The 25,995-nt window shown below is 65.5% G+C and carries 26 protein-coding genes and 1 pseudogene; 18 read left to right on the top strand and 9 right to left on the bottom strand.

Going from position 1 to position 25,995, the window contains the following annotated elements; genetic code table 11:
* Positions 1 to 80 precede the first annotated feature (80 nt).
* Positions 81 to 190, top strand: a pseudogene (locus tag F3K02_RS20825) (transposase domain-containing protein); the annotation flags it as partial.
* Positions 191 to 346: 156 nt separating this feature from the next.
* Here the strand turns inward: F3K02_RS20825 and F3K02_RS20820 are convergent.
* The gene (locus tag F3K02_RS20820; RefSeq protein WP_086926349.1) at positions 347 to 1,234 is read right to left on the bottom strand and encodes a LysR substrate-binding domain-containing protein; all 888 of its coding nucleotides are present in this window, start codon (positions 1,232 to 1,234) and stop codon (positions 347 to 349) included.
* 189 nt (positions 1,235 to 1,423) lie between these two features.
* On the opposite strand from F3K02_RS20820, the gene phnC reads away from it, so the two are divergent.
* Genes phnC through F3K02_RS20800 form a run of 4 tightly spaced genes read left to right on the top strand, consistent with a single transcriptional unit; the run spans position 1,424 to position 4,969 of the window.
* Positions 1,424 to 2,272, top strand: coding sequence for a phosphonate ABC transporter ATP-binding protein (gene phnC / locus F3K02_RS20815; RefSeq protein WP_008903163.1), 849 nt, complete (start codon positions 1,424 to 1,426; stop codon positions 2,270 to 2,272).
* Positions 2,266 to 3,141: a phosphate/phosphite/phosphonate ABC transporter substrate-binding protein gene (phnD, locus tag F3K02_RS20810; protein WP_008903164.1), complete on the top strand. Its 876-nt coding sequence runs from the start codon at positions 2,266 to 2,268 to the stop codon at positions 3,139 to 3,141. The genes phnC and phnD overlap by 7 nt, the downstream gene beginning before the upstream one ends.
* Positions 3,138 to 3,938, top strand: a complete 801-nt coding sequence (gene phnE, locus F3K02_RS20805) for a phosphonate ABC transporter, permease protein PhnE (protein ID WP_008903165.1) — start codon at positions 3,138 to 3,140, stop codon at positions 3,936 to 3,938. Before phnD ends, phnE begins: the two co-directional genes overlap by 4 nt.
* Before the next feature lie 20 nt (positions 3,939 to 3,958).
* The gene (locus tag F3K02_RS20800) at positions 3,959 to 4,969 is read left to right on the top strand and encodes a phosphonate dehydrogenase (protein ID WP_237707184.1); all 1,011 of its coding nucleotides are present in this window, start codon (positions 3,959 to 3,961) and stop codon (positions 4,967 to 4,969) included.
* 628 nt (positions 4,970 to 5,597) lie between these two features.
* Here the strand turns inward: F3K02_RS20800 and glmS are convergent.
* On the bottom strand, positions 5,598 to 7,460 hold the full coding sequence (gene glmS / locus F3K02_RS20795; protein ID WP_177137513.1) for a glutamine--fructose-6-phosphate transaminase (isomerizing): 1,863 nt from the start codon (positions 7,458 to 7,460) through the stop codon (positions 5,598 to 5,600).
* A 136-nt stretch (positions 7,461 to 7,596) separates the two neighbouring features.
* Between glmS and F3K02_RS20790 the strand changes: the two genes are divergently transcribed.
* Positions 7,597 to 8,106 (top strand): Lrp/AsnC family transcriptional regulator, encoded by a 510-nt coding sequence (locus tag F3K02_RS20790; RefSeq protein ID WP_177137512.1) that lies wholly within the window; start codon positions 7,597 to 7,599, stop codon positions 8,104 to 8,106.
* A gap of 85 nt (positions 8,107 to 8,191) precedes the next feature.
* Entirely contained in the window at positions 8,192 to 8,884 is a 693-nt protein-coding gene (locus tag F3K02_RS20785) for a DUF2726 domain-containing protein (protein ID WP_177137511.1), read from the top strand.
* A 26-nt stretch (positions 8,885 to 8,910) separates the two neighbouring features.
* Here F3K02_RS20785 and glmU read toward each other — a convergent pair whose 3' ends face one another.
* Complete coding sequence (gene glmU / locus F3K02_RS20780; RefSeq protein ID WP_177137510.1) at positions 8,911 to 10,308, bottom strand: bifunctional UDP-N-acetylglucosamine diphosphorylase/glucosamine-1-phosphate N-acetyltransferase GlmU; 1,398 nt, start codon at positions 10,306 to 10,308, stop codon at positions 8,911 to 8,913.
* On the opposite strand from glmU, the gene F3K02_RS20775 reads away from it, so the two are divergent.
* The 6 genes from F3K02_RS20775 (at position 10,307) to F3K02_RS20750 (ending at position 15,062) form a co-directional block, all read left to right on the top strand.
* The gene (locus tag F3K02_RS20775; protein ID WP_177137509.1) at positions 10,307 to 11,227 is read left to right on the top strand and encodes a DUF6279 family lipoprotein; all 921 of its coding nucleotides are present in this window, start codon (positions 10,307 to 10,309) and stop codon (positions 11,225 to 11,227) included. The genes glmU and F3K02_RS20775 overlap by 2 nt on opposite strands.
* A gap of 180 nt (positions 11,228 to 11,407) precedes the next feature.
* Positions 11,408 to 12,160 (top strand): GntR family transcriptional regulator, encoded by a 753-nt coding sequence (locus F3K02_RS20770; protein ID WP_177137508.1) that lies wholly within the window; start codon positions 11,408 to 11,410, stop codon positions 12,158 to 12,160.
* Positions 12,157 to 12,951: a transporter substrate-binding domain-containing protein gene (locus F3K02_RS20765; protein ID WP_177137507.1), complete on the top strand. Its 795-nt coding sequence runs from the start codon at positions 12,157 to 12,159 to the stop codon at positions 12,949 to 12,951. The genes F3K02_RS20770 and F3K02_RS20765 overlap by 4 nt, the downstream gene beginning before the upstream one ends.
* A gap of 27 nt (positions 12,952 to 12,978) precedes the next feature.
* Positions 12,979 to 13,650, top strand: a complete 672-nt coding sequence (locus F3K02_RS20760; RefSeq protein WP_177137506.1) for an amino acid ABC transporter permease — start codon at positions 12,979 to 12,981, stop codon at positions 13,648 to 13,650.
* Positions 13,643 to 14,293 carry an ABC transporter permease subunit gene (locus F3K02_RS20755; protein WP_177137505.1) on the top strand — a complete coding sequence of 217 codons (651 nt, stop codon included), beginning with the start codon at positions 13,643 to 13,645 and terminating at the stop codon, positions 14,291 to 14,293. Before F3K02_RS20760 ends, F3K02_RS20755 begins: the two co-directional genes overlap by 8 nt.
* Positions 14,280 to 15,062: an amino acid ABC transporter ATP-binding protein gene (locus tag F3K02_RS20750; RefSeq protein ID WP_218179501.1), complete on the top strand. Its 783-nt coding sequence runs from the start codon at positions 14,280 to 14,282 to the stop codon at positions 15,060 to 15,062. The genes F3K02_RS20755 and F3K02_RS20750 overlap by 14 nt, the downstream gene beginning before the upstream one ends.
* A gap of 135 nt (positions 15,063 to 15,197) precedes the next feature.
* On the opposite strand, the gene F3K02_RS20745 is transcribed toward F3K02_RS20750, so the two are convergent.
* Positions 15,198 to 16,451, bottom strand: coding sequence for an anion transporter (locus tag F3K02_RS20745; protein ID WP_177137504.1), 1,254 nt, complete (start codon positions 16,449 to 16,451; stop codon positions 15,198 to 15,200).
* Between the two features lie 60 nt (positions 16,452 to 16,511).
* Entirely contained in the window at positions 16,512 to 17,351 is an 840-nt protein-coding gene (locus F3K02_RS20740) for a DUF3047 domain-containing protein (protein WP_281362852.1), read from the bottom strand.
* Positions 17,352 to 17,491: 140 nt separating this feature from the next.
* On the opposite strand from F3K02_RS20740, the gene F3K02_RS20735 reads away from it, so the two are divergent.
* A complete protein-coding gene (locus F3K02_RS20735) occupies positions 17,492 to 17,899 on the top strand; it encodes a PKD domain-containing protein (RefSeq protein WP_177137502.1) in 408 nt (135 codons plus the stop codon).
* Positions 17,900 to 17,974: 75 nt separating this feature from the next.
* On the opposite strand, the gene F3K02_RS20730 is transcribed toward F3K02_RS20735, so the two are convergent.
* Both F3K02_RS20730 and F3K02_RS20725 read right to left on the bottom strand, forming a co-directional pair.
* Positions 17,975 to 18,964, bottom strand: coding sequence for an MBL fold metallo-hydrolase (locus F3K02_RS20730; RefSeq protein WP_177137501.1), 990 nt, complete (start codon positions 18,962 to 18,964; stop codon positions 17,975 to 17,977).
* 109 nt (positions 18,965 to 19,073) lie between these two features.
* Positions 19,074 to 19,673 (bottom strand): TetR/AcrR family transcriptional regulator, encoded by a 600-nt coding sequence (locus F3K02_RS20725; RefSeq protein WP_177137500.1) that lies wholly within the window; start codon positions 19,671 to 19,673, stop codon positions 19,074 to 19,076.
* Between the two features lie 54 nt (positions 19,674 to 19,727).
* Here F3K02_RS20725 and F3K02_RS20720 point away from each other — a divergent pair, with 54 nt between their 5' ends.
* Positions 19,728 to 20,102, top strand: a complete 375-nt coding sequence (locus tag F3K02_RS20720) for a TfoX/Sxy family protein (protein ID WP_177137499.1) — start codon at positions 19,728 to 19,730, stop codon at positions 20,100 to 20,102.
* Positions 20,103 to 20,405: 303 nt separating this feature from the next.
* On the opposite strand, the gene F3K02_RS20715 is transcribed toward F3K02_RS20720, so the two are convergent.
* Positions 20,406 to 20,885 carry a DUF2917 domain-containing protein gene (locus tag F3K02_RS20715; RefSeq protein WP_177137498.1) on the bottom strand — a complete coding sequence of 160 codons (480 nt, stop codon included), beginning with the start codon at positions 20,883 to 20,885 and terminating at the stop codon, positions 20,406 to 20,408.
* 116 nt (positions 20,886 to 21,001) lie between these two features.
* Between F3K02_RS20715 and F3K02_RS20710 the strand changes: the two genes are divergently transcribed.
* Positions 21,002 to 22,045 (top strand): LysR substrate-binding domain-containing protein, encoded by a 1,044-nt coding sequence (locus tag F3K02_RS20710; RefSeq protein WP_177137497.1) that lies wholly within the window; start codon positions 21,002 to 21,004, stop codon positions 22,043 to 22,045.
* A gap of 165 nt (positions 22,046 to 22,210) precedes the next feature.
* The gene (locus F3K02_RS20705; protein ID WP_177137496.1) at positions 22,211 to 23,128 is read left to right on the top strand and encodes a DMT family transporter; all 918 of its coding nucleotides are present in this window, start codon (positions 22,211 to 22,213) and stop codon (positions 23,126 to 23,128) included.
* A gap of 215 nt (positions 23,129 to 23,343) precedes the next feature.
* On the opposite strand, the gene F3K02_RS20700 is transcribed toward F3K02_RS20705, so the two are convergent.
* Positions 23,344 to 23,985, bottom strand: a complete 642-nt coding sequence (locus F3K02_RS20700) for a 5-formyltetrahydrofolate cyclo-ligase (RefSeq protein ID WP_177137495.1) — start codon at positions 23,983 to 23,985, stop codon at positions 23,344 to 23,346.
* A 24-nt stretch (positions 23,986 to 24,009) separates the two neighbouring features.
* Between F3K02_RS20700 and F3K02_RS20695 the strand changes: the two genes are divergently transcribed.
* The gene (locus F3K02_RS20695) at positions 24,010 to 25,983 is read left to right on the top strand and encodes a lytic transglycosylase domain-containing protein (RefSeq protein WP_246309611.1); all 1,974 of its coding nucleotides are present in this window, start codon (positions 24,010 to 24,012) and stop codon (positions 25,981 to 25,983) included.
* Positions 25,984 to 25,995 lie beyond the last annotated feature (12 nt).

Here is a 25,995-nt window from a genome sequence, read left to right as displayed (position 1 = left end):
CATTGGCTCACCCAGCAGCGCGGCAGCATCGATGACCGGTATCGAGGGAGCTGCAGTCATGGTCTAGCACACGTCTCCCCATGAACGGGCACGACCCTACGCCTACCTGCGCGATGTCATGGCACGCCTGCCCATGCAGCCCGCCACCCAGATCGGCGAGCTGCTGCCATACCGCTGGCAGTCAGCCTGACAGCGCATATTCAGATACACGACCGCGCCCCGCAGTCAAGATGGGATCGCCGCGCGATTACGGGCGTCCTACAACCCTTAACTTAAGTCGGCCTACAGGCGAACAGTTGCCCCTCGGTCCCATGCCCCACGGCTGCATGGAATCCAAGTTCCATACCTAGGCAATTTTCTGACTTACGCTATGCGCCAAACCCAGGAAGGTCGAGATCAGAGGAGCTTGATGCCGCTCCTTTCTACAGATGAAGTGCACCTGTGTCGCCATGCTGGTGTCTGAAATAGTTAACTTAACAAGGCGAGGATCTGGCCTGTAGGCTGTTTCCGCCACGACGCCTAGGCCCAGCCCCTCCGCCACCGCCTCTCGAACGGACTCGCGGCTGCCCATCTCCAGAGCCACCTGCACCTCGACGCCTCGCTCCTTTAGTTCTTGTTCAAACACGCGTCTGGTCGTCGATCCTTCCTCTCGGATGACGAACCTCTGACCCTGCAGATCACGCAGTTTGAGAGTGGCCCGTTGCGCGAGTGAGTGTTGGGTGTTGCCGAATATCACCAATCGCTGGGTACGGTAAGCCGCGCCAAATAGATCTGGGTGAGCGACGTGATTGAGCACCATGCCCACGTCTCCCTGGTAGTCAAGAATCTTTTCGGTGATGGTTCGCGAGTCGCCTACGCCAACAGCCACGTTGACCTGGGGGAACTGTTTCATGAACAGCTTCAACACGGGCAGCACGTTGTGCGGCCCGATGGCATGGATGACCAGTCGCCCTACGTATTGATTTTTCGCAGCAGCGAGCAGTGCGTGCGCATCTTCCTCGCCACTGAAGGTACGCCGGGTGTAGTTCAACAGAGTGCGTCCAAAGGACGTGAGTTCAAGCCGCCGTCCGCGCCGATGAAAAAGCTCCACGCCGAAGTCGACCTCCAGGCGCTGTATGTGTGAAGAAACAGTCGGTTGTTGAATAGCGAGCACTCTCGCGGCAGCGGTCATGCTGCCGGCTCGGGCCGTTGCGTCAAAGGCCTTCAAGGCTGCGAGGAGGCTGAGTCCAGACATTGATGTGATCTATGGGTGCCCTCATTTTTAGGGATGAAAGTTTCATATTCATGACACCTTGGTCACCCAGACTTGAGCTGTGCTTCCACTGAAGCTGTTTCTTCCAGAACCTCCTCTTTCCCGAGAGATACCTCTGACCACTTGAGTCCTGGTGTGCGTCTAGCGCACCACAACAAATGAAACCGAGCTATGAAAACTGCAATTCGCGAGAGCCATCTGAGCTTGCGGGGTATCACGGTGACCTATGCCGATGGTCACACAGCGCTTGCGCCCACCTCGCTGGAGGTACAGCATGGCGGGTTCCTTGTGCTGCTGGGCGCGTCGGGCGCGGGAAAGTCAACGCTGCTGCGCAGCATCAATGGCTTGGTTAGCCCCACAGACGGAGAGGTGTCGGTGGCCGATCTGCCGGGCGGCACCGTCTCAAAACGCAACCTTCTTGAGCATCGGCGCCACTGCGGCATGGTGTTCCAGCAGCACCACCTGATCGGGCGGCAAAGCGTGCTGGCCAATGTGTTGATGGGCAAGCTCGCCACCCGCGGATCTCTGGCGTCGTTGTGGCCTTGGAGCAAGGCTGACAAGCTGGAGGCGCTGGCGGCCATTGACCGCGTAGGCCTGCTTGAGAAAGCCCTAGCACGGGCAGACACCTTGTCTGGTGGGCAACAACAACGCATTGGCATTGCGCGTGCCTTGGTGCAAAAGCCCCGCCTGCTGCTGGCCGATGAGCCGGTGGCCAGCCTCGACCCGGCGACCGCGCAGAGTGTGTTGACCCTGCTTCACGACATCTGCAAGAAAGACCGACTCACGGCCATCGTGAGTCTGCATCAAGTCAACCTCGCGCGCATGTTCGCCGACCGCATTGTGGGCCTTCGCCAGGGCCAGGTGGTGTTCGACGGGACAGCAGCGCAGTTGACGGAAGAAGCCCAGTCTGCCCTGTACGCGAAGTCGTCACCTGTCGAACCGTCCCGTTCTTCCTCACCTGCCAACATGGGCAGTCAATTTGATTCCCCCTCTCAATCCAAGGAGTTTTTACCGTGCTGAATCGTCGCCGTTTCCAATTTATCGCTGCCGTCACTTTGGCCGCCCTGTTGCCACTTGGCGCCCATGCCGAGGGCAAAAATCCTTCCAAGCTTCGCGTTGCACTGTTGCCGGACGAAAACGCCGCCACCATCATTCAGAACGCACAGCCTCTGAAGCGGTACCTGGAACAGACCCTGAAGAAGGAAATAGAGATTACGGTGACTACGGACTACTCGTCGATGATTGAAGCCATGCGCTTTGGCCGCATCGAGGTGGCCTACTTTGGACCGTTCTCTTACGTACTGGCCAAGTCCAAGGCGCCCAACATTGAGCCTTTTGCCGTTGGCGTGGAGCGCGGCTCTCCGACCTACCAGTCGGTTCTCATTGCCACGGCGGGCGGCCCGGTGAAGACGCTGGCTGACGTTCGAGGAAAGCCGTTTGGCTTTGGCGACCAGGCTTCAACGTCCAGCCACCTCGCACCGCGCGCGCACCTGCTCAAGAACTACAAGCTTGACGGTGAGACCGACTACCGCCCCGTTTACCTGGGCACGCATGACGCCGTGGCCCGAGCCGTTCAGGCAGGGCAAATTCCGGCTGGCGCGTTGTCAAAACCCATTCTGGACAACCTCATCGCCAAGGGCACGGTGGATGCCAACAAGATCGTGCAACTCGAACTGTCAGCTCCCATTCCAAACTACCCCATCGCGATGCAGGGCAACCTCACGCCCGAGTTGAAAGCAGCCATCCGTGCAGCCTTTCTTGAGATGAAGGACGCCGAGATTCTCAAGTCATTCCGTGTGCAGGCCTTTGCCGCGACCGATGACAAGGCCTACGACGTTCTGCGTGACACCGCACAAATTCTGAAGCTTGATCTGGGGCGCATGCAGTGACGTCTGTTGCTCTGGAATCCATAGTTGCCATCGACGGACAGCAGCGACTCAAACGGCTGGGCGCCGCCTGTGTCGTTCTGTTCGTCTGTGTGGTGGCTTTGTATGTCACCGGCTTCTTTGACGCGCAGCGTTTCATCGAAGGCGGCCCAGCGATTCAGCAGTTGGCCTCAGAGATGGTGCCGCCGAATTTCGAGCGCTGGGAGCACTGGGTCATTCCATTGCGTGACACCTTAGCCATGTCGATCGCAGGCACGGCGCTGACCGTTCTGGCGTCGTTGCCGCTGGCCCTGGTGGCGGCGCCCAACACCGCGCCGAATGCGGTGGTTGGGCGAATCGTCAGAACCATCTTGGCTGCATTTCGGTCTGTGCCTGAAATCATCCTGGGCATTCTGTTCGTCGCGGCCGTGGGCTTTGGGGCATTGCCTGGTGTGCTGGCGTTGGCCCTGCATTCCACGGGCATGGTGGCCAAGTTCTACGCCGAAGCCATAGAGCACGTGGACCCGAAACCTCTGGAGGCCGCTAAGGCCGCGGGCGCAAGCCGGTTTCAGGTCATCACCCATGCTGTGTTACCGCAGGTTTTGCCCCAGTTGGCGGACATCACCATCTACCGATGGGAATATCACTTTCGCGCATCGGCAGTGATGGGCATCGTGGGTGCGGGCGGCATTGGCTTCGAACTCATGGCAGCTCTGCGCCTGATCAAGTACGACGAGGTCTCCGCCATTTTGCTGTCCATCCTCATATGCGTGCTCGTGGTCGACGGCATTGGGTCGGCGCTTCGCAAACATCTGAAATAGAAAGAGAGAGGAAGGTAATGATGCCGAAAATTGTGGTGACGCAGCCCATCCATGAAGCAGTTCTGGCGCGTCTTCGATCCGCCGGTGATGTAGTGATGAATCAAGGGCCTGAGCCCTGGAGCGAGGAAGAGCTTTACCTCCACCTGAAGGACGCCGACGCCATGATGGCGTTCATGCCTGACCGGGTAAACAGGCGAACTTTGTTGAACGCTCCACGGCTCAAGACCATCGCTTGCGCATTGAAAGGGTATGACAATTTTGACCTGATGGCCTGTGCACAAGCGGGGGTCAGCGTGAGCTTTGTGCCAGACCTTCTGACAGAGCCCACGGCAGAGCTGGCCATCGGTCTGGCCATTGCCGCTGCGCGTCACGTGCTCGCTGGTGACACCCGTATTCGCAGGGGCTACGCCGGCTGGCGTCCTCAGCTGTATGGAATAGGTCTGCACGGCTCGGTCGTGTCGGTCGTTGGCCTGGGCGCCGTGGGACGGGCCATCGTTGACCGCCTCTGCGGATTTGGGTGCGCTCAACTGCTGGGCGTGGACCCGCATGGTGATGACGAACGCCTGACCATGGTGAGCCTGGGTGAGGCCCTGTCGCAATCCGACTATGTCATTCTGGCCGTTCCGCTGCTGGACGTAACGCGTCACCTCGTCAATGACACCATGCTTGAAGGTGTTCGGCGGGGGCAGATCCTGGTCAACATTGGGCGAGGCTCGGTTGTGGACGAGGCTGCCGTGGCACGGGCGCTCAAGGACGAGCGCCTGGGTGCCTACGCCGCCGATGTGTACGAGATGGAAGACTGGCTGCTGGCAGACCGTCCACGCCAGATTCATCCGGAACTCTTGCAACACCCCTCCACGGTTTTCACACCCCACATTGGTTCGGCGGTGAAGAAGGTTCGCCGAGCCATCGAGTTGCAGGCTGCTGAAAATTTGCTCGTTGCGTTAAATGGTAATGAGCCGCTTGCACACTACGAGGCATCGCACCGAGCGGCTCATGTGGCAGCTTCGCACTGCTCGGTGCAGCCATGAGGTCACCACACCAGAGAATGCTTTTGGACGTTCTATGGTTCTGGCCGATCTAATTCTTTGAGAAGACCTTGGCTACGTGTTTCGGACCCGCGGGCCAACTGCGGATGCTCTTCGCAATGGTTCCGATAAGCCGTGCCGCCAAGTATCCGGGGTGGGATTCCCCCGGTTTCTCGGACGGTTTTCTGGGATCGTTGCCTACATCAACACCGACCGCAGCGGGTCGGGAGAACCAATTCATCCTTGGTGTGATCAGTTGCTCCTGCTACCTTGCCCGGCTCGCATCAATAGAGTGACCGGTCTGAGCAACAAAGCGGTCGCTTGAGACCCTGCTCGGCCAATGACCAGTTGCGCAACACGCGAACTTTCAGGCGTTAGGTTCGAGTGTCGGAGATCAGCCTGAAACGGTCGGAAAGGCACGCAATCTGACTTGCAGTTCCTGAGCGGTAGTTCACTCAGACCCGACCAAAGTCGATCAAGGCTGAAGGTGGTCATACCCCTAGGTGTATGCAAGGAGAGTACAAAAAAACCATCAAATCGGTCTACGACTTTATTGGACGGTTTACGACTTTAATGGACGGTTTACGACTTTATTTGCACGGAATAAAAGCTTACAGCTTCGCACCCAGACTCACTCCACCGTGACGCTCTTGGCCAGGTTTCGGGGCTTGTCCACATCCGTCCCCTTGGCCAGCGCCGTGTGGTACGCCAGCAGCTGCAGCGGCACCACGTGCAGGATGGGGCTGAGCGCGCCGTAGTGTTCGGGCATGCGGATGACGTGGATGCCTTCGCTGCTGCCGATGCGGGTGTCGGCATCGGCGAGCACATAGAGCACGCCGCCGCGCGCGCGCACCTCCTGCATGTTGCTCTTGAGCTTCTCAAGCAGCGTGTCGTTGGGCGCCACGGTCACCACTGGCATGGCGCTGGTCACGAGCGCGAGCGGGCCGTGCTTGAGTTCACCGGCCGGGTAGGCTTCGGCGTGGATGTAGCTGATTTCCTTGAGCTTCAAGGCGCCTTCGAGTGCGATCGGGTAGTGCAGGCCGCGACCGAGGAACAGCGCGTTGTCCATGCGCGCGAAGTCTTCGGCCCAGCTGATCACCTGGGGCTCCAGCGCCAGCACGGCCTGCAGCGCCACGGGGAGGTGGCGCATGGCTTTCAGGTGCTGCGCCTCCTGTTCGTCGCTCAGGTGGCCGCGCACCTGGGCCAGCGCCAGCGTGAGCAGGAACAGACCGGCGAGCTGCGTCGTGAAGGCCTTGGTGGAGGCCACGCCGATCTCCACCCCCGCGCGGGTGATGTAGGCCAGTTCGCATTCGCGCACCATGGCGCTGGTGGCCACGTTGCAGATCGTCAGCGTGTGCTTCATGCCCAGACCCTGCGCGTGACGCAGCGCGGCCAGGGTGTCGGCGGTCTCGCCGCTTTGCGTGATGGTGACGACCAGGGTGCGCGGGTTGGGCACGCTGGTGCGGTAGCGGTATTCGCTCGCCACCTCGACCTGCGTCGGCATCTTGGCGATGTCTTCCAGCCAGTATTTCGCCGTGCAGCCGCTGTAGTAGCTGGTGCCGCAGGCTAGGATGAGCACGTTGTCGATGTCCTTGAAGATGCGCCAGGCACCGTCGCCGAACAGCTCGGGCGTGATGCCACCCACGCCTTCGAGCGTGTCGCCGATGGCGCGTGGCTGCTCGAAGATTTCCTTCTGCATGTAGTGGCGGTAGGGACCGAGCTCGGCCGCGCCGCTGTGCGCGTGCACGGTTTTCACCGGGCGCTGGGTGGTGTCAAAACTGCGGCCTTGCCCGTCGGTCACCCAGTAACGGCCGAGCTGCAGGTCCACCAGATCGCCCTCTTCCAGGTAGACGATCTGGTCGGTCACGCCGGCCAGGGCCATGGCGTCGCTGGCCAGGAAGTGCTCCTGCCCGCCCTCGCCCACACCCAGAATCAGCGGCGAACCGGCGCGTGCGCCGACCACGCGGTGCGGCTCGTCCTTGTGGAACACCGCCAGCGCATAGGCACCGTGCAACTGCGCCACCGCCGCCTGCAAGGCCGCGAACACGTCACCTTCGTAGAGCGAGTCGATCAGGTGCGCGATGACTTCGGTGTCGGTCTGGCTCTCGAACACATAGCCCTTGGCCTGCAGGGCGACGCGAAGTTCGTCGTGGTTCTCGATGATGCCGTTGTGCACCAGCGCGACGCGGCCGGCCGTGCCATCGGTGGAACTGTGCCCGGGGCCGTGGCTGAAGTGCGGATGGGCGTTGTGCACGGCGGGCGCGCCGTGGGTTGCCCAGCGCGTGTGGGCGATGCCGGTGCCGCTGGCGATGGACTCCAGCTTCACCTGCTCGATCAGTTCGGCCACGCGGGCGGTGCTGCGCGCGCGCTGCAGGCCGCCCGTGTGCACCGCCACACCGCAGGAGTCGTAACCGCGGTATTCCAGCCGCTGCAAACCCTGAACCAGCACGGGGACGACATCACGCCCCGAAACCCCTGCCACGATGCCACACATATCGGTCTCCAGACACATCAGAAAGGTGCGATGCTACCGAGTCGCGCAGGAAATTAATGACCAATTACTTGACTAAAACAACCTAAAATTTCACAAACTGACATTAATAGTCATTTCGATCATAAAGAAACAAATTATGGAATCTGATTTCATTGACGAAGCCGACTGGCGCCTGCTGGACCTGTTGCAGACCGACGCTTCGATGAGCAACCAGACCCTGGCGGGGCTGGCCCACGTCTCGCCCCCGACCAGCCTGCGTCGCATCAAGCGCTTGAAACAGCTCGGCCTGATCGAGAAGCAGGTGGCGCTGCTCAGCCCTGACCGACTGGCCGCTTCGACGGGCCACGGCCTCACGGCCCTGCTGGAGATCACCCTGGAACGCCAGGGCGCCGAACACCTGGATGCGTTCGAGACCCGCGCCGTGGCCGAGGCCGCCGTGCAGCAGTGTTACCGCGTGAGCCCGGGGCCCGACTTCATGCTGGTCGTGCACACGCCCGACATGCCCGGCTATCTCGCGCTCGCCCAGCGCCTGTTCACCAGCGATGCCAACGTGCGCAACGTGAAGGCCTTCTTCAGCATCAAGCGCGCCAAGTTCGATCCCCGCCTGCCCCTTCCCTTGCGCGCCCAACCCGCAGACAATAGGTAACAAAGCGTTCACTGTAGCAATTTGTGACTACAGAATCCTAAAATGACAGCTCAAAAAATAATCGGCTGTCACATTTGGAGGTTGCATGTTCCCACTCTGGATCGCATTCATGATCGCCCTGGCCCTGGTGGGCCTGGGTGTCTGGGCTTATAGGCGGTATGCGCCTCAGCCCTCGGGTCGGGAAGATCGCTACACGCCGGAACGCATCCTCACGCCCGAGCAGGTCGCCATGCTGGACTACCTGCACGACACCTTTCCCGGGCAGGTCGTGTTGCCCCAGGTGAAGCTCAAGGACATGCTCTCCATCCGGCGCGCCACCGATCGCCGGCGCGCTGAGGAGCGCCTGGCCAGGCAGCAGGTGGACTTCGTGGTCTGCGGCCAGGACGGCCGGCCCATGTTTGCGTTCGACATCGAGCAGTACCACCTGAGCAACGCCAAGGCCAAGACCCACCAGGTGAAGATGAAGAACCGCATTCTCAAGACCGCGGGTGTGCGTTTCCTTTTTCTCAAAAACGGCATCCACCGCATGCCCTCGCCCAGCGAGTTCCGCAAGCAGCTGGACCTGGCCGCCCTGCCCCAGCCCATCCCGAAGGAAGCGAGCGAGCCCGAGAGCGTACGCCAGCAGCTGGAGTCGAAGTTTTCGGAGTTCGACCAGATCTTCCCTGCGACCGGCTTTCGCGATTCGGAGGTCATGGGCATGAGCGGCCTGATGGACTTGGGCAACGAAGACAGCGACCGGCAAGCCCGGCAGCGCTCTGCCGTACGCCATCGGGCCTGATCGGTAGACGGCCCCGCCTCTCAGTCTCAGGGCTTTTTCTTCGCCGGGCGCTGCCAGTTGGGCAACGTCACCTGTTTGCCGCGGGCAATGGCCAGGCTGCCGGGCGGTGTGTCCTTGGTGATGGTCGACCCCCCGCCCACCGTGCCGCCAGCGCCGAGGGTGACCGGCGCCACCAGCACGCAGTTGCTGCCCACGTGCACGTCGGCTTCGATCACGGTGCGGTGCTTGTTGGCGCCGTCGTAGTTGGCGGTGATGCTGCCCGCACCGTAGTTCACCCGCTCGCCCACGGTGGCGTCGCCCAGATAGGCCAGGTGGTTGGCCTTGGCGCCCGCGGCCAGGGTGCTGTTCTTCACCTCGACGAAGTTGCCGATGTGCACCTCGGCGCCCAGCCGCGCACCCGGGCGCAGGCGCGCAAACGGCCCGATCAGCGAACCCGGCCCCACGCTCACCCCGAGCTTCTCGCCATCGATGTGGGTGAAAGGGTGGATCACCGCGCCCGCTTCGATCACCGCGTTGGCGATCACGCAGTTCGCCCCGATGCGCACGCCGTCAGCCAGCGACACCTGGCCATCGAACACGCAGTTGACGTCGATCTCCACGTCCTGGCCGCACACCAGCGCGCCCCGAACGTCCAGCCGCGCCGGGTCGGCCAGGCGCACACCTTGCTCCATCAGCGCCTCGGCCACCCGCCGCTGGTGGGCGCGCTCCAGTTCGGCCAGCTGCAGCGGGCTGTTCACGCCCGCCACCTGCACCGCGTCGGCGATGCGGTGCGCCTGCACGCTCAGGCCATCGCCCACGGCGAACTTCACCACGTCGGTCAGGTAGTACTCGCCCTGGGCGTTCTGGTTGTCCAGCCGCGCCAGCCAGCCTTTGAGCAGCCGCGTTGGCACGGCCATGATGCCGCTGTAGATCTCGGTGATGGCGCGCTGGGCTTCGCTGGCGTCCTTGTGCTCCACGATGGCTTGCACCGAGCCGTCGGCCGATCGCACGATGCGGCCATAGCCGGTGGGGTCGGGCATGTCCAGCGTGAGCAAGGCCATCCGCTCGCCCGCGCACAGGTCGAGCAACGCCTGCAGCGTCTCGGGCCGGGTCAGCGGCACGTCGCCCGACAACACCAGGGTCACGCCGTCGTCCGGCAGCACCGGGGCGGCCTGCTGCACCGCGTGGCCGGTGCCCAGCTGCGGCGCCTGGCGCACGAATTTCAGCTGCGTGCCACCCGCTGGCGCATGCAGACCGGCTTCGACCCGCTCGGCGCCGTGGCCGGTGATCACCACCACCGAGCGCGCCGAAAGCCGCGCCGCCGTGTCGATCACATGCTGGGCCAGAGCGCGCCCGCCCAATCGGTGCAACACTTTGGGCAACTGGCTCTTCATGCGCGTGCCCTTGCCGGCCGCCATCACCACCACATCCACTGGGAACGACATGAACACCTCTGTTGGGGAAAGTTGGCGCAGCCAGCTGGCGGGCGCTTGTCAGCCGGGCATTATCGCCGTGCGGGTCGGGCGGCTGGCCATGGTGCTGACCCTTGGCCTGGCTCTGGCGGCCTGCAGCACGCTGCGACTGGGTTACAGCCAGGGCCCCAACCTCACCTACTGGTGGCTCGACAGCCACGTGGATTTCGACAACGGCCAGTCGGCCCGCGTGCGCGAAGACATCGACGGGCTGTTCGCCTGGCACCGCAGCAGCGAGCTGCCCGCCTATGCCGATCTGCTGCGCCGCTGGCAACGCATGGCTCCGCTGGACCTCACGGCGAGCCAGGCCTGCGGCGAGTTCGACACCGTGCGCGCTCGCTTCAACACCGTGCTGGAGCGCAGCGTCGACCCCCTGGCCCGGCTGGCGCTGCAGCTCAGCCCCGCCCAGCTCGACCACCTGGAGCGCCACCACCGCAAGAGCAACCAGACCTTCGAGAAAGACTTTCTGCAGGGCAGCCCCGAGCAGCGGCTGGACCGCCGCCTGGAGCGTGCCATCGAACGCTATGAGCGACTGTATGGCCCCTTGACCCCCGCCCAGCAATCGCTGGTGCGCGAGCAGCTGCAACGCTCCCCCTGGGACCCACAACGCACCCAGGCCGAGCGCGAGCGCCGGCAGGCCGACCAGCTGCAGACCGTGCGCCGGGCCCAGGCCAACCCGTCGGCCGCGGCCCAGGCGGTGCGCGACCTCATGATCCGCATCACCACCTCGCCCACGCCGGGCTACAACACCTACAACCAGCAGCTGGTGCAGAGCGGCTGCGCCCAGTTCGCCAACCTGCACAACAGCACCACGCCCGCGCAGCGCGCCCACGCGGTGCAGACGCTGCAGACCTACCAGGACGACCTGCGCGCACTGGCTGGAGCGCTCTGAGGCCCGCCGGCCGGCCAGGCACCAGAACGGGAACCGCGGCGCCACCTGCTGAACGCTTGTGGTGCGCCTAGCCGGTTTTTGGCCGTCCGGCGCACAAGTCTGGCGCACCAAACTTGCATACAAGACTGGTATGGCCATGGCACGGAATTCGCATGGAAGCAAGCCACAAAGGTTGTTTCCATGGTCAGCTCCACCGACATCGCCCAACGCATCATCGAAGCCATCCTGGCGCAGCGCCTCGCCCCCGGCACCCGCCTGGGCGAGCAGAGCCTCTCGATGCTGTTCGACTGCAGCCGCACCCTGGTGCGCGAGGCGCTGGTGCGCCTGGCCACGCGCGGCATCGTCACCGTCAGCTCGCGCCGCGGCTGGTACGTGGTGCAGCCTTCGCACGACGAAGCACGTGAGGCTTTCGAGGCGCGTCGCGTCATCGAGACCGGCCTGATCCGCCGCACCGGCCCGGTGGACAAGGCCGCGGTCAAACGCCTGAAGCAACACCTCAAGCGCGAGCAGGACGCGCTCAAGGGCGACGACGTGGGCCAGCGCAGCTACCTGCTGGGCGACTTCCATGTCTGTCTGGCCGAATGCCTGGGCAACCAGCTGCTGGCCGACACGCTGCGCGACTACACCGCCCGCACCACGCTGATCGCCATGCTTTACCAGAGCACGCACGACGCGGTGCAGTCGTGCCAGGACCACGTGGCCATCGTCGAAGCGCTGGCGCGCGGCGACACCGCCGAGGCCGAGCGCCTGATGGAAGAACACATCGGCCAGGTGCAGGCCGCCTTGCGCCTGGCACCGGCCAACGACCCGCTGGCCAACCTGCGCGAAGCGCTGGCCCCGCTCTCCCCGGCACCGCGCGCCCGCAAAGGCCGCGCGGCCGCCAAAGACCCCTCCCACCCCGCCCCCGAAACCTACCTAGGAAGCTTGTTATGAAGACCACCAAACGCCTGTTTCTCGCCACCGCCGTTGCGTTCGGCGCATTCGCCAGCCTGGGCACCGCGCAGGCCCAGACCGCGCTCGACGACGTGATGAAGGCCAAGACCATCAAGATCGCCATCCCGACCGACTTCCCGCCCTACGGCTTCGTCGGCACCGACCTGCAGCCCCAGGGACTGGATGTCGACACCGCCAAACTGATCGCCAGCAAGCTCGGCGTGAAGGTCGAACTGGTGCCCGTGACCAGCGCCAACCGCATCCCCTACCTGCAGACCCGGAAGGCCGACCTCGTCATCTCGACCCTGGGCAAGAACGCCGAGCGTCTGGCGGTGATCGACTTCACCGCCGCCTACTCGCCCTTCTTCCAGGCCGTGTTCGCGCCCAAGTCGCTCACGGTCGCCAGCTTTGCCGACCTCGCCGGCAAAACCATCGGCGTGACCCGTGGCGCCATCGAAGACCAGGAACTCACCAAGCTCGCGCCGCCCACCGCCGACGTGAAGCGCTTCGAAGACAACAACGCCACCGTCTCGGCCTTCGTCTCGGGCCAGACCCAGCTCATCGCCACCGGCGCTTCGGTGGCCGGCAACATGATGGCGCGCAACCCGCAACTGGGCGCCGAATACAAGCTGCTGCTGAAAGACAGCCCCAACTTCATCGGCGTGGCCAAGGGCGAAGACGCGCTGCGCCTGAAGGTGAACGAGATCATCATCGCGGCCAAGAAGTCGGGCGAGATCGATGCGCTGGCGAAGAAGTGGCTGGGCCGTCCCGCTGGCACCTTGCCCGAATAAGGTCTCGGCGATTGCTGCGAGAGCGCCATGCGCATCGAATTCGACTTCATCGCCGTGCTGCTGCAGTGGCCGCTGCTCGCCAAGGGCGTGCTCTGGACGCTGGGCCTGACCGCCATCTCGGCCGTGATCGGCCTGCTGGTGGGCACGCTCTGCGCCTGGGCGCGCAGCAGCGGCCCGCTGTGGCTGCGCTGGGTGGTGGGCAGCTATGTGGAACTGATCCGCAACACGCCCTTCATCGTGCAGCTGTTCTTCGTCTTCTTCGGCCTGCCCGCCGCGGGCGTGAAGCTGGCGCCCGAGACCGCGTCGGTGATCGCGATGGTGATCAACCTCGGCGCCTACGCGGCCGAGATCATCCGCGCCGGCATCGAGGCCACGCCCAAAGGCCAGTTCGAAGCCGCGGCCAGCCTGGCGCTCTCCAGACTGCAGACCTTCCGCTACGTGGTGCTGCCGCCAGCGCTGCAGAAAGTGTGGCCCGCGCTCACCAGCCAGATCATCATCGTGATGCTGGGCTCGGCCGTCTGCGGTCAGATCTCCACCGAAGAACTCAGCTACGCGGCCAACCTGATCCAGAGCCGCAACTTCCGCGCCTTCGAGGCCTTCATCATCGCGACCGGCATCTACCTGCTGCTGTCGGTGGGCGTGCGCGCCCTGCTGAACTGGGCTGGCCCGCGTTACCTGTTCGGAGGTCGCCGTGGTTGATTTTTCTTTGTGGGACATCTTCCGCAACCTGCTGCTGGCCGCGCGCTGGACGGTGGGCCTGTCGCTGATCGCCTTCATCGGCGGTGGCCTGGTCGGCCTGGCCCTGCTGGTGGCGCGCACCGCGCGCTGGCCCGGCGCCGAGCGCCTCACCGCCGGCTACGTGCAGCTGTTCCAGGGCACGCCGCTGCTGATGCAGTTGTTCCTGGCCTACTTCGGCCTCGCGCTGTTTGGTGTGGACACCTCGGCCTGGATGGCCGCGGCCGTGGCGCTCACGCTCTACACCAGCGCCTTCCTGGTCGAGATCTGGCGCGGCTGCGTGGCCGCCGTGCCCAAGGGCCAGTGGGAGGCAGCGCAGAGTCTGGCGCTGAGCTTTGGCGAGCAACTGCGCCACGTGATCCTGCCGCAGGCCACGCGCATCGCCATCGCGCCCACCGTCGGTTTCCTGGTGCAGGTCGTCAAAGGCACGGCGCTGGCCTCGGTGATCGGCTTCGTCGAGCTCACCAAGGCCGGCACCATGATCACCAACGCCACCTTCCAGCCCTTCCTGGTCTACAGCTGCGTGGCCCTTCTGTACTTTGCGCTGTGCTTCCCTGTGAGCCTGTATGCGCGTTCCCTGGAAAGGAAAATGAATGTCTCCCGTTGAAGCCATCGCGGAATCAGCTGCGGCAAAGACCTCCGCCAGCCCCATCGTCGACATCCACCAGCTGCGCAAATCCTACGGCAGCAACGAGGTGCTCAAGGGCATCGATCTGCAGGTCAAACCCGGCGAGGTGATCGCCATCATCGGCAAGAGCGGCTCTGGCAAGAGCACGCTGCTGCGCTGCATCAACGGACTGGAGGTGTTCCAGTCCGGCAGCCTGAGCGTGGACGGCCAGCCGCTGCTGCACGGCAACGCCGCCGCCATGCGCGAATTGCGCCAGCACGTGGGCATGATCTTCCAGAACTTCAACCTGTTCCCGCACCTGAGCGTGGGCAAGAACGTGATGCTCGCGCCCGGCCTGGTGAAGAAGACCGACAGCGCCGCCGGTGAAACCAAGGCGCGTCAGCTATTGGACCGTGTGGGCCTGGGCGAGAAGTTCGACGCCTTCCCCGACCAGCTCTCCGGCGGCCAGCAGCAGCGCGTGGCGATCGCGCGTGCGCTGGCGATGGAGCCCAGCGTGCTGCTCTGCGACGAGATCACCTCCGCCCTCGACCCCGAACTCGTGGGCGAGGTGCTGCGGGTGGTGGAGTCGCTGGCCGACGAGGGCATGACGCTGCTGATGGTCACGCACGAGATGAACTTTGCCCGCAAGGTCAGCGACCGCGTGATCTTCATGCACCAGGGGCGCGTGCACGAGATGGGTCCACCGGCCAAGCTCTTTGGGTCACCAGAAACGCCCGAATTGCAGCAGTTCCTTTCGTCGATTCACTGACCCCCGCGCCGCCTTCGGCGTCACCCCCAAGGGCGGCACTGGCGGCCCGGCAAAGCCGGTTCCGCGGTGCCCTGCGCTGGGGTGGCTTCAATCGTTGCGGGTCGCGCGCCGGGGAATGCACCCAGGTGCAATGCTTCAGCCAGCCCAGCGCATCCAGCCCCACACCACCGCCAGCGTGGCCAAGGTCACCGGAATCCCGGTAAGCGCGTGCTGCTTCCAGTCGAGGGCAATGCCCTGCTTCGACGCGAGATCGGCCACGATCAGGTTGGCGATCGAGCCCACCAGCAGCAGGTTGCCCGCGAAGGTGCTCACCAGCGCGAGCATCACGCCCGCTTCGCTGGCGTTGGCGCCCAGGTGCGGCAGCAGCAGCATCACGGCCGGCACGTTGGACACCAGGTTGGACAAAGCCACGCCCAGCACCAGCAAGGCGCCGGGCTCGGTGAGGTGCATGCCCTGCGTCGCCAGCCAGGCCACCGCCTCGGCCGCGAGGCCCGTGCTCTCGAAGGCGTGGTTCACCACGAACAGGCCGATGAACAGCAGCAGCAACTGCCAGTCCACGAAGCCCATGACGTCGGCCGAGTGGAACCGGCGGCTCAGCAGCAGCACACCCGCCCCCACCAGCGCGGCCACATCACGCGGCCAGTCGGTGAACAGGAACACCCCCACCAGCGCCAGTGCCACGGTCAGGCCCTTGGCGGTCTGCCAGCGGTCAAACGGTGGCTCGTCGTCCGTGGACACGTGCACCCCCGCGGGGCTGCGCAACTCGCTGGCACCGGCCCGAGCGCCTGGCCCAAAAGCCAGCCACAGCCACAACAGCGCGAGGCTGATGCCCACCGGCGCCAGCGCCTGGCGCAGGTAGTCGGCAAAGTGCAGCTGCAGCACCGAACCGATCAGCATGTTCTGCGGGTTGCCGATCAGCGTGGCGGCCGATCCGATGTTGGCCGCGCAGGCCAGGCCGATCAGGAACGGCAGCGGATTCAGCCCGCGCTGCAGGCACAGACGCGCCACCACCGGCGTCATGGCCAGACACACCACGTCGTTGGAGAAAACGGCCGACAAGCCACTGGCGACGCCGATCAGCACCGCCTGCAGGCCCGCACGCGACAGCGGCAGCGCGCCCACACGGCGCGTGACCTCGGTGTAGAAGCCGCCCAGCCGCATCTGAGCCGACACCACCATGAAGGCGAACAGCAGCACGATGGTGGGCAGGTCCACCGCGCGCGCGGCGTCTTCCACCGGCAGACCGGTGAGTGCGATCACCGCGATGGCGCCCAGCAGGGCCACGCCCGAGCGGTCCAGCTTCAGGCGCGGCAGGCCGCCGAGGAACATGCCCAGATACACCGTGGCAAAGACGGCAACGATGCCCCAGTCGGTGGCGTTGTGGTTCATGAAAACAGCAGGAAATTCAGTGAAGCGCGCATCCGCGCACGGCCAACCATGGTCAGCCGCTCAGGGCGCGGCCGGCAGCAGCCGCAGCGCGCCGTACCAGGCCTGCGCCTGGCTGCGGGTGTTGTCGGTGTCGGTCATCAGCGCCACCGACAGCAGCGGCCCGGGCTCCTCGCCAAACACCTGGACAAAATCGGCCCGCACATCGCGCTCGTGATCGCGCCACTGTCCCAGGTGATGCGTACCGGAATCCAGCACCAGCTTGCGCACGCGATCGGTTCGGGAATTGTTCAACACCGTGCCCGGGGCATGGGCATCGCTCCAGACGTAGACGAGCGTGGCGTAAGGCAGGTCCTCGCCGGTCAGCAGACGGCTCATCTCCGACAAGCGGTGCACGCGCGGTGAAAGGCGGCTGCGGTCGCCATCGAAGCTGAGCAGCACCCGAACCACGGCGTCGTCGCGCCGCCCCTGCGCCACATCCTCGGTCGGCGGCAAGGCATCGGCCGTCCAGGCGAACGACAGTCGCCCCACCGCGGGCAGGGCCGGTTCCATGCGCTGGCGCAGGATGCTCACGGAACTGCTCGCCTGCACACGCAGCGCCTCCCGGCCCGCGTGGTGCACCGGCTCAAACGGCGTGAACGTTTTGCCTGGCATGGGAAACACCGTCCAACCGGTCTGGGTCGAAGGGGTTTTCAGCAAGCGCTGGGCCGCCCGCCGCAAGCCGGCGCTTTCCTCGGGCGGGGTGGACAGCGCGGGCGGATCGAATGTCTCAGCCGGCGGGGCGGACACCGGCCCTTTCGAGGCACAGCCCGAGAGAAACCCCGCCAGCGCCAGGCACACCGCCGCGGCGCGGGTGGCAGCGCGGGCGCCAACAGACTGGAACGGACAAGGTGCCTGCGTCATCGTGAGATCGGGGAATGTGAAGCTGGCGCATGGTAGCAGCGCACAGGCCTGGCGATTCACACTCTTGACAACCGGGACGCATCGGGCACCCAATAGCGAACAGGCCCGCTGAAGGCACACATTCATTTCCAGCTCCGCCCATGAAACACCCTCGCACCTTCAAACTGTTCCTGGCAGGCCTGCTGGCCCTGGCGCTGGCCGGGTGTCTGCCCATTCCGGTGATCGACCTGGATCAAACCACGGTGGAAGCAGGCGAAAGCTTCACCGTGGACGGCTCGGGCACGGTGGTGTCCAATGTGCCCGAGGGCACGGTCGTGGCGTCCTACGCCTGGGACTTCGGCGATGGCGAAAAGGGCCAGGGCGAGCAGGTGGATCACGTCTACGACGAGCCGGGTGAATACACCATCACCCTGACCGTGACCGACAGCGCCGGCCGTGTGGCCGAAGCGGAGCAACCGGTGACGGTGAAGCCGGCGAGCGCAACAGACACCACCACCGATACCACCGAAACAACCTCCACCACCGGGACGACTGCCACGACCCAATAGCGGCGGAGTTGTCTGGCCATCCCAAAAAAGAAACCCGCTTCGGCGGGTTTCTTTTTGTCTTCGAGCGTGCCCCGCTCAGCCCTGCAAGGACTTCCACATTTCCATGTCGCGCTCGGCGGTCCAGATGCGCGGGTTCTTGATGCCGCTGGCTTCGTCGTAGGCGCGGCTGACGTCGAACGGCAGGCAGTGTTCGTAGATGAACACCTGGCCGAACACCGGGTCCATGCTCTTGCGGGTGTGGGCCATGGCGGCCTTCAGGTCCATGCCGGCGGCGGCTGCTTCCTTGCCGGCCTGGAACAGGGTGGTGACCCAGCGCTTCGTGTAGTCCAGCGCCTTGTTCACGTCGGCGTTGCCCTTCATGGCTTCGCCGCGGCCGGGCACGATGTACTCGGCCTGGAGCGCGCGCAGGGCTTCGAGCGTGGCGGGCCACTCTTCGAGCTGGGCGTCGCCGGTGTAGACGCCGGCTTGGTATTCCACCAGGTCGCCGCTGAACAGCACCTTCTCTTCTTCCACCCAGGCGATGGTGTCACCGCGCGTGTGGCCGTAGCCGGGGCTCCAGATCTGCACCACGACACCGCCGAGGTTGATCGACAGCTTGCCCGGCTTCTCGCCCTTGGTGGGGTCACCGCCGCCAATCACCATGCTCGGCCAGGTCAGGCCCGGCACGCTGTCGGCACCGCGGAACAGGCGCGGGAAGCGCTCCATCTCGCTCTGCATGTCCTGCGCGCCGCGCTCGCGGATCAGCTCCAGCGTGCCCTGGCTGGCGATGATCTCGGTCGCGCCTTCGGCAAAGTAGGCGCTGGCGCCTAGCACGCGCACCGCGTGGTAATGCGTGAGCAGCACGTACTTGATCGGCTTGTCGGACACGGTGCGGATCTGCTTGATCAGGTCGCGCGCCATGGCCGGCGTGGCGGTGGCGTCGCTGACCATGATGAAGTCGTCGCCGATGATGACGCCCGAGTTCGGGTCTCCCTCGGCGGTGTAGGCCCAGCAGTGCGGGCTGAGCTGTTCAAAGGTGATCTTTTTGTCTTCCAGGTCGGCCTGGGAGGCGAAGGCTTTGCTCATGGGGGTCTCCTGTGGGGGGTCGGCTGCGCAGATCGGCAAACAGACCAATTTTAACTAAACGAAATCAATTACGAATAAGTAAACCAATATCCCTGTGAAATGCTGGGACTCACCCGGCCAAACCCTTCTCCAGAACAGCCACCACCTCGTCGGCAAAGGCGGCGTAACTCATGGCCCCGCCCGGGCGCAGCCAGGTGAAGGTCCAGTTGATCATGCCGAAAACCATCATGGTCAGCGCGGTCTGGTTCGCGGGTGTGACGCGCTCGGGGTAGGCGCGTTTGAGAAAGCGGGTGAAGGCGGCCACGACATCGCGCTGGCGGTTGAGGATGAGTTCGCGCTGGGTATCGCCGAGGAACTTGGTGTCGGACAGCAGCGCCACATGGCGCGTGGCCGAGCTTTCGTACTCCGAGAGAAAGGCGCGCACCAACTCGTTCAGGGCATCGCGCTCGCTCAGGTTCTTGCGCTGGGCGCGGGCTTCCGATTCGCCGATCAGCGCCAGCAGCCGCTGGGTGTAGCGGTCCAGCAGGTCGAACAGGATCGCTTCCTTGCTCTCGTAGTAGTGGTAGAGCCGCGCCTTGCTGGTGCCGCAGGCGGTGGCGATGTGGTTCATGCTCGCAGCGGGGAAACTCTGCTGCGCGAAGCACTGCGCCGCCACGTCGAGGATTTCTTCGCGCTTGAGGTCGTGGGAAGCTGATTTCGGTCTCGCCATTCGGACATTGTCCCACCCGTGCCCCAGGCTGGCATCACTGAGTACGATGCACCCATGGCCACCAGACCCATCACCGATCCGTTTGTCCTGCACGCCTGCGAGCTGCTGTCCTGCCTGGGCCCGTGCAAGGCCACGCGCATGTTCGGGGGTTTTGGGCTGTCGGTGGATGGCATGAACGTGGCGATCATTGCCTGGGACACCCTGTTCCTCAAGACCAACGCCGAAACCGAACCCCAGTGGCTGGCGGCGGGTGGGCGACCGTTCCAGTACGAGGCGAAGGGCAAGTCCATGCGCCTGCACTACCACACGCCGCCCGAGGACGCGCTGGAATCGCCCGCGCTGATGGCGCCCTGGGCCCGGCTGGCGCTGGGCGCTGCGGTGGCGGCGCGCAAGCCGGCACCGCAGCGCAAAAAGCCCTCCGCACGCTAGGGCCCGTTAACACTATTTTTCCAAGTGCGAATGGGTTGAAAACAGCGCCAATCTAGGCGCGCGACGACGGCCAGACTGGATGTCTGGCCTAGGAGTGCAACAACGAGTGGCGCTGTTTTCAACCCATTCCCTTCGGGTTGCGGCCAAAAAGGCCATGCGCGGCGTTGCGAAGCCTGGCCGGGGGGACGACCCCGGCTGCGTTTCGCGCCTTGCGCATGGCCTTTTTGATCCGCAACGCATCTTGGAATAATAGTGTTAACAGGCCCTAGCGGCCTGCTTGGGCAGGCACTGGCTGTGCCCGGCTCACCAGTGCCCGGCCTCGTACGGGCCCAGCACCCGTCCCCGGCCGGCCGTCAGGTACTCGCTGTAGCCGAGCAGGCCCCGCAGCACGCGAGCCGTTGCCACACCGGCCTGCCCCAGTGCCGCACCCAGCTCGCGGGTGGGCGACACCACCTCGCGGGCGAAGCGGCTGGGGGCCGCCGACGCCGCGGCGTCGGACCAGTCGAAATGCACCGGCCCGGTGTCGCCGGGGGCCGCGACCGGCTCCATGACCAAACGCGCACCGGCCGGCACGGCCAGCACGTCGCCGGGACCGAGGAACCGGTCGCCCTGCTCGTTCAGGGCGCCCTCGTAGGGGCCACCCAGGGTCACCCAGACCTGGCCGCAGAAGATGCGCAGCACGGCGGTTTTCTTCGGGCTCAGGCTCATGGCGTGGCCGGGGTGCAGTCGCCAGCTGCCGATGGCGGCGCAGCGGGCGGAAAGAGAAGCAGCGGGGTGTGACATACGGTTCTCCAGTGGCATCAACACGGGTGCCATCTTCCCGCCGCGACGTCCAGCCGTCCAATGAAATGGGGGTAAGCTATTGATTCCGTTATCGCATCAATCCAGAGGACCCGGCCATGTCGCTTCCCGCCAGCCATCCCCGCACCCGCCCGATCTCGGCCGGCCACCTGCGCGCCTTTGACGCCGTGGCGCGGCACCTGAACTTCCGCGCCGCCGCCGAGGAGCTTTCGCTCACGCAGAGTGCGGTCAGCCGGCAGATCCAGGCGCTGGAAGACGAGGTCGGCACCGCGCTCTTCCTGCGCCACACGCGCGCGGTGGAACTCACCAGCGCGGGCTCGCAACTGCTGCGCGCCGCGGGCATGGCGCTGGAGCGCATTGATGCGGCGGTGCGGCAGATCCGCCAGAGCGCCGGGCGCAAGAGCGTGGCCATCACCACCTGGGCGTCGTTCGCTTCGATGTGGCTGATCCCGCGGCTCGAGGCCTTCCAGCGCGAGCACCCGGACATCGACATCCGCATCGACGCGTCCGACGTGGCGGTGGACCTGAGCACCGCCGATGTGGACCTGGCGTTGCGCTACGCGGTGCCGCAGGCCATGCCGGCCGGTGCGATCCGCCTGTTTGGCGAGCAGCTCACGCCCGTGGCCAGCCCCTGGCTGTTGAAGGAACACCGCATCAAACGGCTGGAGGACCTGGCCCAGGTCACGCTGATCGAAGCCGGCGACGCGCACCGCACGCGCCATCTGGAATGGCTGACCTGGCAGCGCTGGCTGGACACCTTCGCCGGCGCCACAGCGCCCGCCGCGACCGGCAAGGGCCAGCCGGGAGGGCCGTCCCGCGCGGTCAAGAGCAAGCTCACACCGCAACGCTGGCTGTACTTCAACTACGCGCACCAGATCGTGCAGGCCGCGCTCACCGGCCAGGGCGTGGCGCTGGCGCGGCTGCCGCTGGTGGCCGAGAGCCTGGCCAGCGGCGACCTGGTGGAGCCGCTGCCGCAGATGCGCATGGACTCGCCCCTGGTCTACTGGCTGGTGGTGGCGCCGCGCAGCGTGGTGCGCCCGGAGGTGAAAGCCTTCTGCGACTGGCTGCAGGTGCAGGCCGCAGAAACGCGCCAGGCGATCGGCGACGTGCCGGACCCCGATACCGTGGACCATATAGATTGACCCCCCTGCGCCGCTGCGCGGCTTCCCCCCAGGGGGACCACGCCCTTGGACCGGCGGAGCCGGATCTTCGGCGTGTGCTGGTAGCGGCCCCCTCGCCTGCACCGTTTGTGGTGCCATGAGGCCCTCTCTCTTTCAGGCAGACTTCGTGCCTTTTTCTTCATCTTCATGAGCACGCCCTCCCAACACGCCGCCGGCAACCTGCGCAGCATCGTCAACATGCTGCTGGCGGTGATGTTTTTTGCGCTCATGGACGCGGTGCTCAAGACGCTGTCGGGCCACTACCCGCCGCTGCAGATCGCCTGCCTGCGCGGGGCGACCGCCCTGCCGCTGGTGCTGGCCTGGATCCAGTGGCGCCGCGGCTGGCACACGCTGCGTCAGCTGCGATGGTCGCTGCACATCCTGCGCGGCTGCCTCGGTATCACCATGCTGGCGCTGTTCACCCGCGGCGTGAGCGAACTGCCGCTGTCGGCCACCTACACGCTGTTCTTCATCGCGCCGATGCTGATCACCGCGCTGTCGGTGCCGGTGCTGAAGGAGCGCGTGCCCAAGGCGCACTGGTGGGCGATTGCCGCCGGCTTCGGCGGCGTGCTGGTCGCCCTGCGGCCCAGCGGTGAAGAGCTGCAGGCCGGCTTCGTGACCGTGGGGGGACTGGCCGTGCTCGCCGCCGCGCTGTGTTACGCCGTGGCGGCGGTGGCGGGCCGGCTGGTGAGCCGCACCGACAGCAGCGAAAGCATGATCCTCACCATGATGGTGTTCATGACCGTGGGCGGTGGCCTGCTCGCCGCGCCGCACTGGGTGCCGGTGTCGCTCGAACATGCCGGCCTGCTGCTGGCGCTGGCGGTCACCGGCTTCCTGGGCCAGCTGACCATCAACGAGGCCTTCCGCCACGGTCAGGCTTCGGCCGTGGCACCGTTCGAATACACCGCCCTGGCCTGGGGCGTGGGGCTGGACTGGCTGGTGTGGCAGACGCTGCCGGCCTCGCACACCTGGCTGGGCGCGGCCATCATCGTGGGCAGCGGCCTGTATCTGGTGCGGCGCGAAAAGCGCATCAGCGAAGTGCACGCCAACGCCGAGCACCCCTGATCACGAAAGGCCAGTGCGACTTCTCCGGAGCACGTGCCCTCATCCAGGGCACCCGTGAAGCGGGCTTCGCCCGGCCACAAGGTGTGTCCCCCTCGAAGCGCCGAAGGCGCGCCACTGAGGGGGCTGAGGACCGCGGCTCCCAAGCCTGCCTGCGCAGGCTTGGACGGGACGAAGAGGCATCGGCTCTGACGATGCCGCGGCCTGCAAGGCGGGCGTCAGCCGCGCAAGGGGTGAACCACACCCGTATCGGACAAGATGGCGTCCAGCGGCACGTCGTGGATCTCCGGCATCAGGTCGGGCACGTAGGCGAAGTCGTAACCCAGACCGACGGTAAAAGGTTTGGGCTGCAGGCTGGCGAGCGTGCGGTCGTAGAAACCACCGCCGTAGCCGAGCCGGTAACCGCCCGGACCAAAGCCCACACAGGGCACGAAGATCAGCGTGGGCACCACGATCTCGGTGTCTTTCGGCTTCGGAATGCCGTAGGCGTCTTCTTCCATCGGGCAGCCCGGGTACCAGGTGTAGAAGGTGAGCGTCTTGTCCACCTTGTTCACCACCGGCAGGCCGATGCGGCGGTGTTTCTGGGCGCCCTGCGCGTCCTCCTCCAGACCCGCTTCCTGCCAGCGGAACAGCGCGGGCAGCGGATCGAACTCACCCTTGATCGGCCAGTAGGCGCCGATGATGGCGTCGGGCCGCTCGATCAACCAGACGCGCATGACCCGCTGCAGCAGGTCGTTGCGCCAGGCGCGATCGGCCAGATTCTGCCGTTTGTCGATCAGGCGTTTTCGCCAGGCGGCTTTGCTGCCCTCCACAGGCTGGACAAGGTTTTCTGAGGCACTCGGAAGTTCTTTGTTGTCCATAATCGACGCATGAAACTGGGAAGCATGAAACAGGGTCTTGTGATCATTATGGCCGCGCTGCTGCTGCAGGGTGCGGCCTGGGCACAAGGCAGCGCCGATGCAACCCTGCTGGCCATGCGCGACGCCTTCCGGCGCAACAACACCAGCGAGCTCGACGCGCTGCTGCCGGAGGTCCGTGGTCATGCGCTGGAACCGCTGGCCCGCTACTGGACCATCCAGTCCCGTTTGGAGACCAGCGCTCCGCAAGACATCCGCAACGCCCTGGCGCAGATGGCCGGCACCTACTGGGAAGACCGCCTGCGCAACGACTGGCTGCTGCATCTCGGCAAAACCCGCGACTGGACGAACTTCGAAGCCGAGCTGCCGCACTACCGCATGAACGACGACCCGCAGGTCCAGTGTTATGCGCTCATGCTCGATGCCGCGGCCCGGCGCAGGCCCGCCGACGAAGCGGCGCGTCAGACCGCGTTGCGCTGGCATGCCCAGCCCGACGCCGACGACGGTTGCGCCATTGCGGCCCAGGCCTTTCTGAACAGCGGTCACCTCGCACCCGAAGTGGCCTGGCAGCGTGCCCGCCTGGCGCTCGACGCCAACAAGCCGCGCGCAGCGATCCAGGCGGTCGCCCTGCTCGATCCGGAGTGGGTGCCCATTCTGGAATCCATCATCCGGAACCCGGCCGCCTACCTCGACGACAAGTTCACCGCCATCCGGCCCCGCACCAAGGAACTGGTGACCCTCGCCGCGATCCGGCTGGCCGCCAACGATCCCGCCGCGGCCGCGGAGGCGATGCACCTCAAACGCTGGGTGGCCCAGCTCAACCAGGAGGAGCGCAGCTGGGCCTGGGGTGTGATCGGCCGCCGGGCGGCCCGGAAGCTGCAGCCCGAAGCGCTGGCGTATTTTGTCAACGGGCAAGACCAGCACATGCACGACGAGCACCTGGCCTGGAAAGCGCGCGCGGGCCTGCGCGCGGGCGCCTGGGGCCATGTGCGCGACGCCATCGCGGCCATGAGCGAGGCCCGGCGCCAGCAGCCGGTCTGGGTGTACTGGCGGGCCCGGGCGATCCTGGCGCTGCGCGAGCCCGACGCCATCGCCGCCACGGCGCAGGCGCGGGAACTGTTGGGCAGCATCGCCTCGACGCGCGGCTTTCACGAACAGCTGGCGCTCGAAGCGCTGGGCCGCTCCGTGGTGGTGCCGCCGCCCCCGGCGCCCGTGACCGAAACGGAGATGGCCGCCGCGATGCAAAACCCCGGCCTGCAGCGCGCGCTCACCGCCATGCGCCTGGGCCTGCGCAGCGAAGGCGTGCGCGAGTGGAACTACAGCGTGGGCCTGCACACGCCGGGCGGCATGGGCGAACGCGAGTTGCTGGCCGCGGCCCGCCTCGCCTGCCAGAACGGCGTCTGGGACCGCTGCATCAACACCAGCCTGCGCACCGCCCTGGCCGAAGACCATGTCCAGCGCTTTCCCATGCCGTTCCAGCGCGAGGTGGTGCAGCGGGCCAACAGCATCGGACTGGACCCGGCCTACGTCTACGGCCTGATCCGGCAGGAGAGCCGCTTCGTGACCGACGCGCGTTCCGGAGTCGGTGCCTCGGGCCTGATGCAGGTGATGCCCGCCACGGCGCGCTGGACCGCCCGCAAGATCGGCCTGACCGATTTCCGACCGCACCACATCACCGACCGCGACACCAACATCGCCATCGGAACGGCCTACCTGAAGTTTGCGCTCGATGACTTTGAAGGCTCGCTGCCCCTGGCCGCCGCGGCCTACAACGCCGGGCCCGGCCGCTCGCGCACCTGGCGCGAAGGCCCGGTGCTCGACGGCGACATCTGGACCGAAAACATCCCGTTCGACGAAACGCGCGACTACGTGCAGAAGGTGCTCGCCAACACCACGACCTACGCAGCGATCCTCACCGGTCAACCCCAATCGCTGCGCTCGCGCCTGGGGACCGTCGGTCCGCGCGCGACCGCCGCCCCTGTCAACACCGATCTGCCCTGAACCGACCGAGAT

The organism is Hydrogenophaga aromaticivorans (assembly GCF_013387465.1).
Taxonomy (GTDB): Bacteria; Pseudomonadota; Gammaproteobacteria; order Burkholderiales; family Burkholderiaceae_C; genus Hydrogenophaga; species Hydrogenophaga aromaticivorans.
This window is presented reverse-complemented; position numbering and strand designations above follow the sequence as displayed.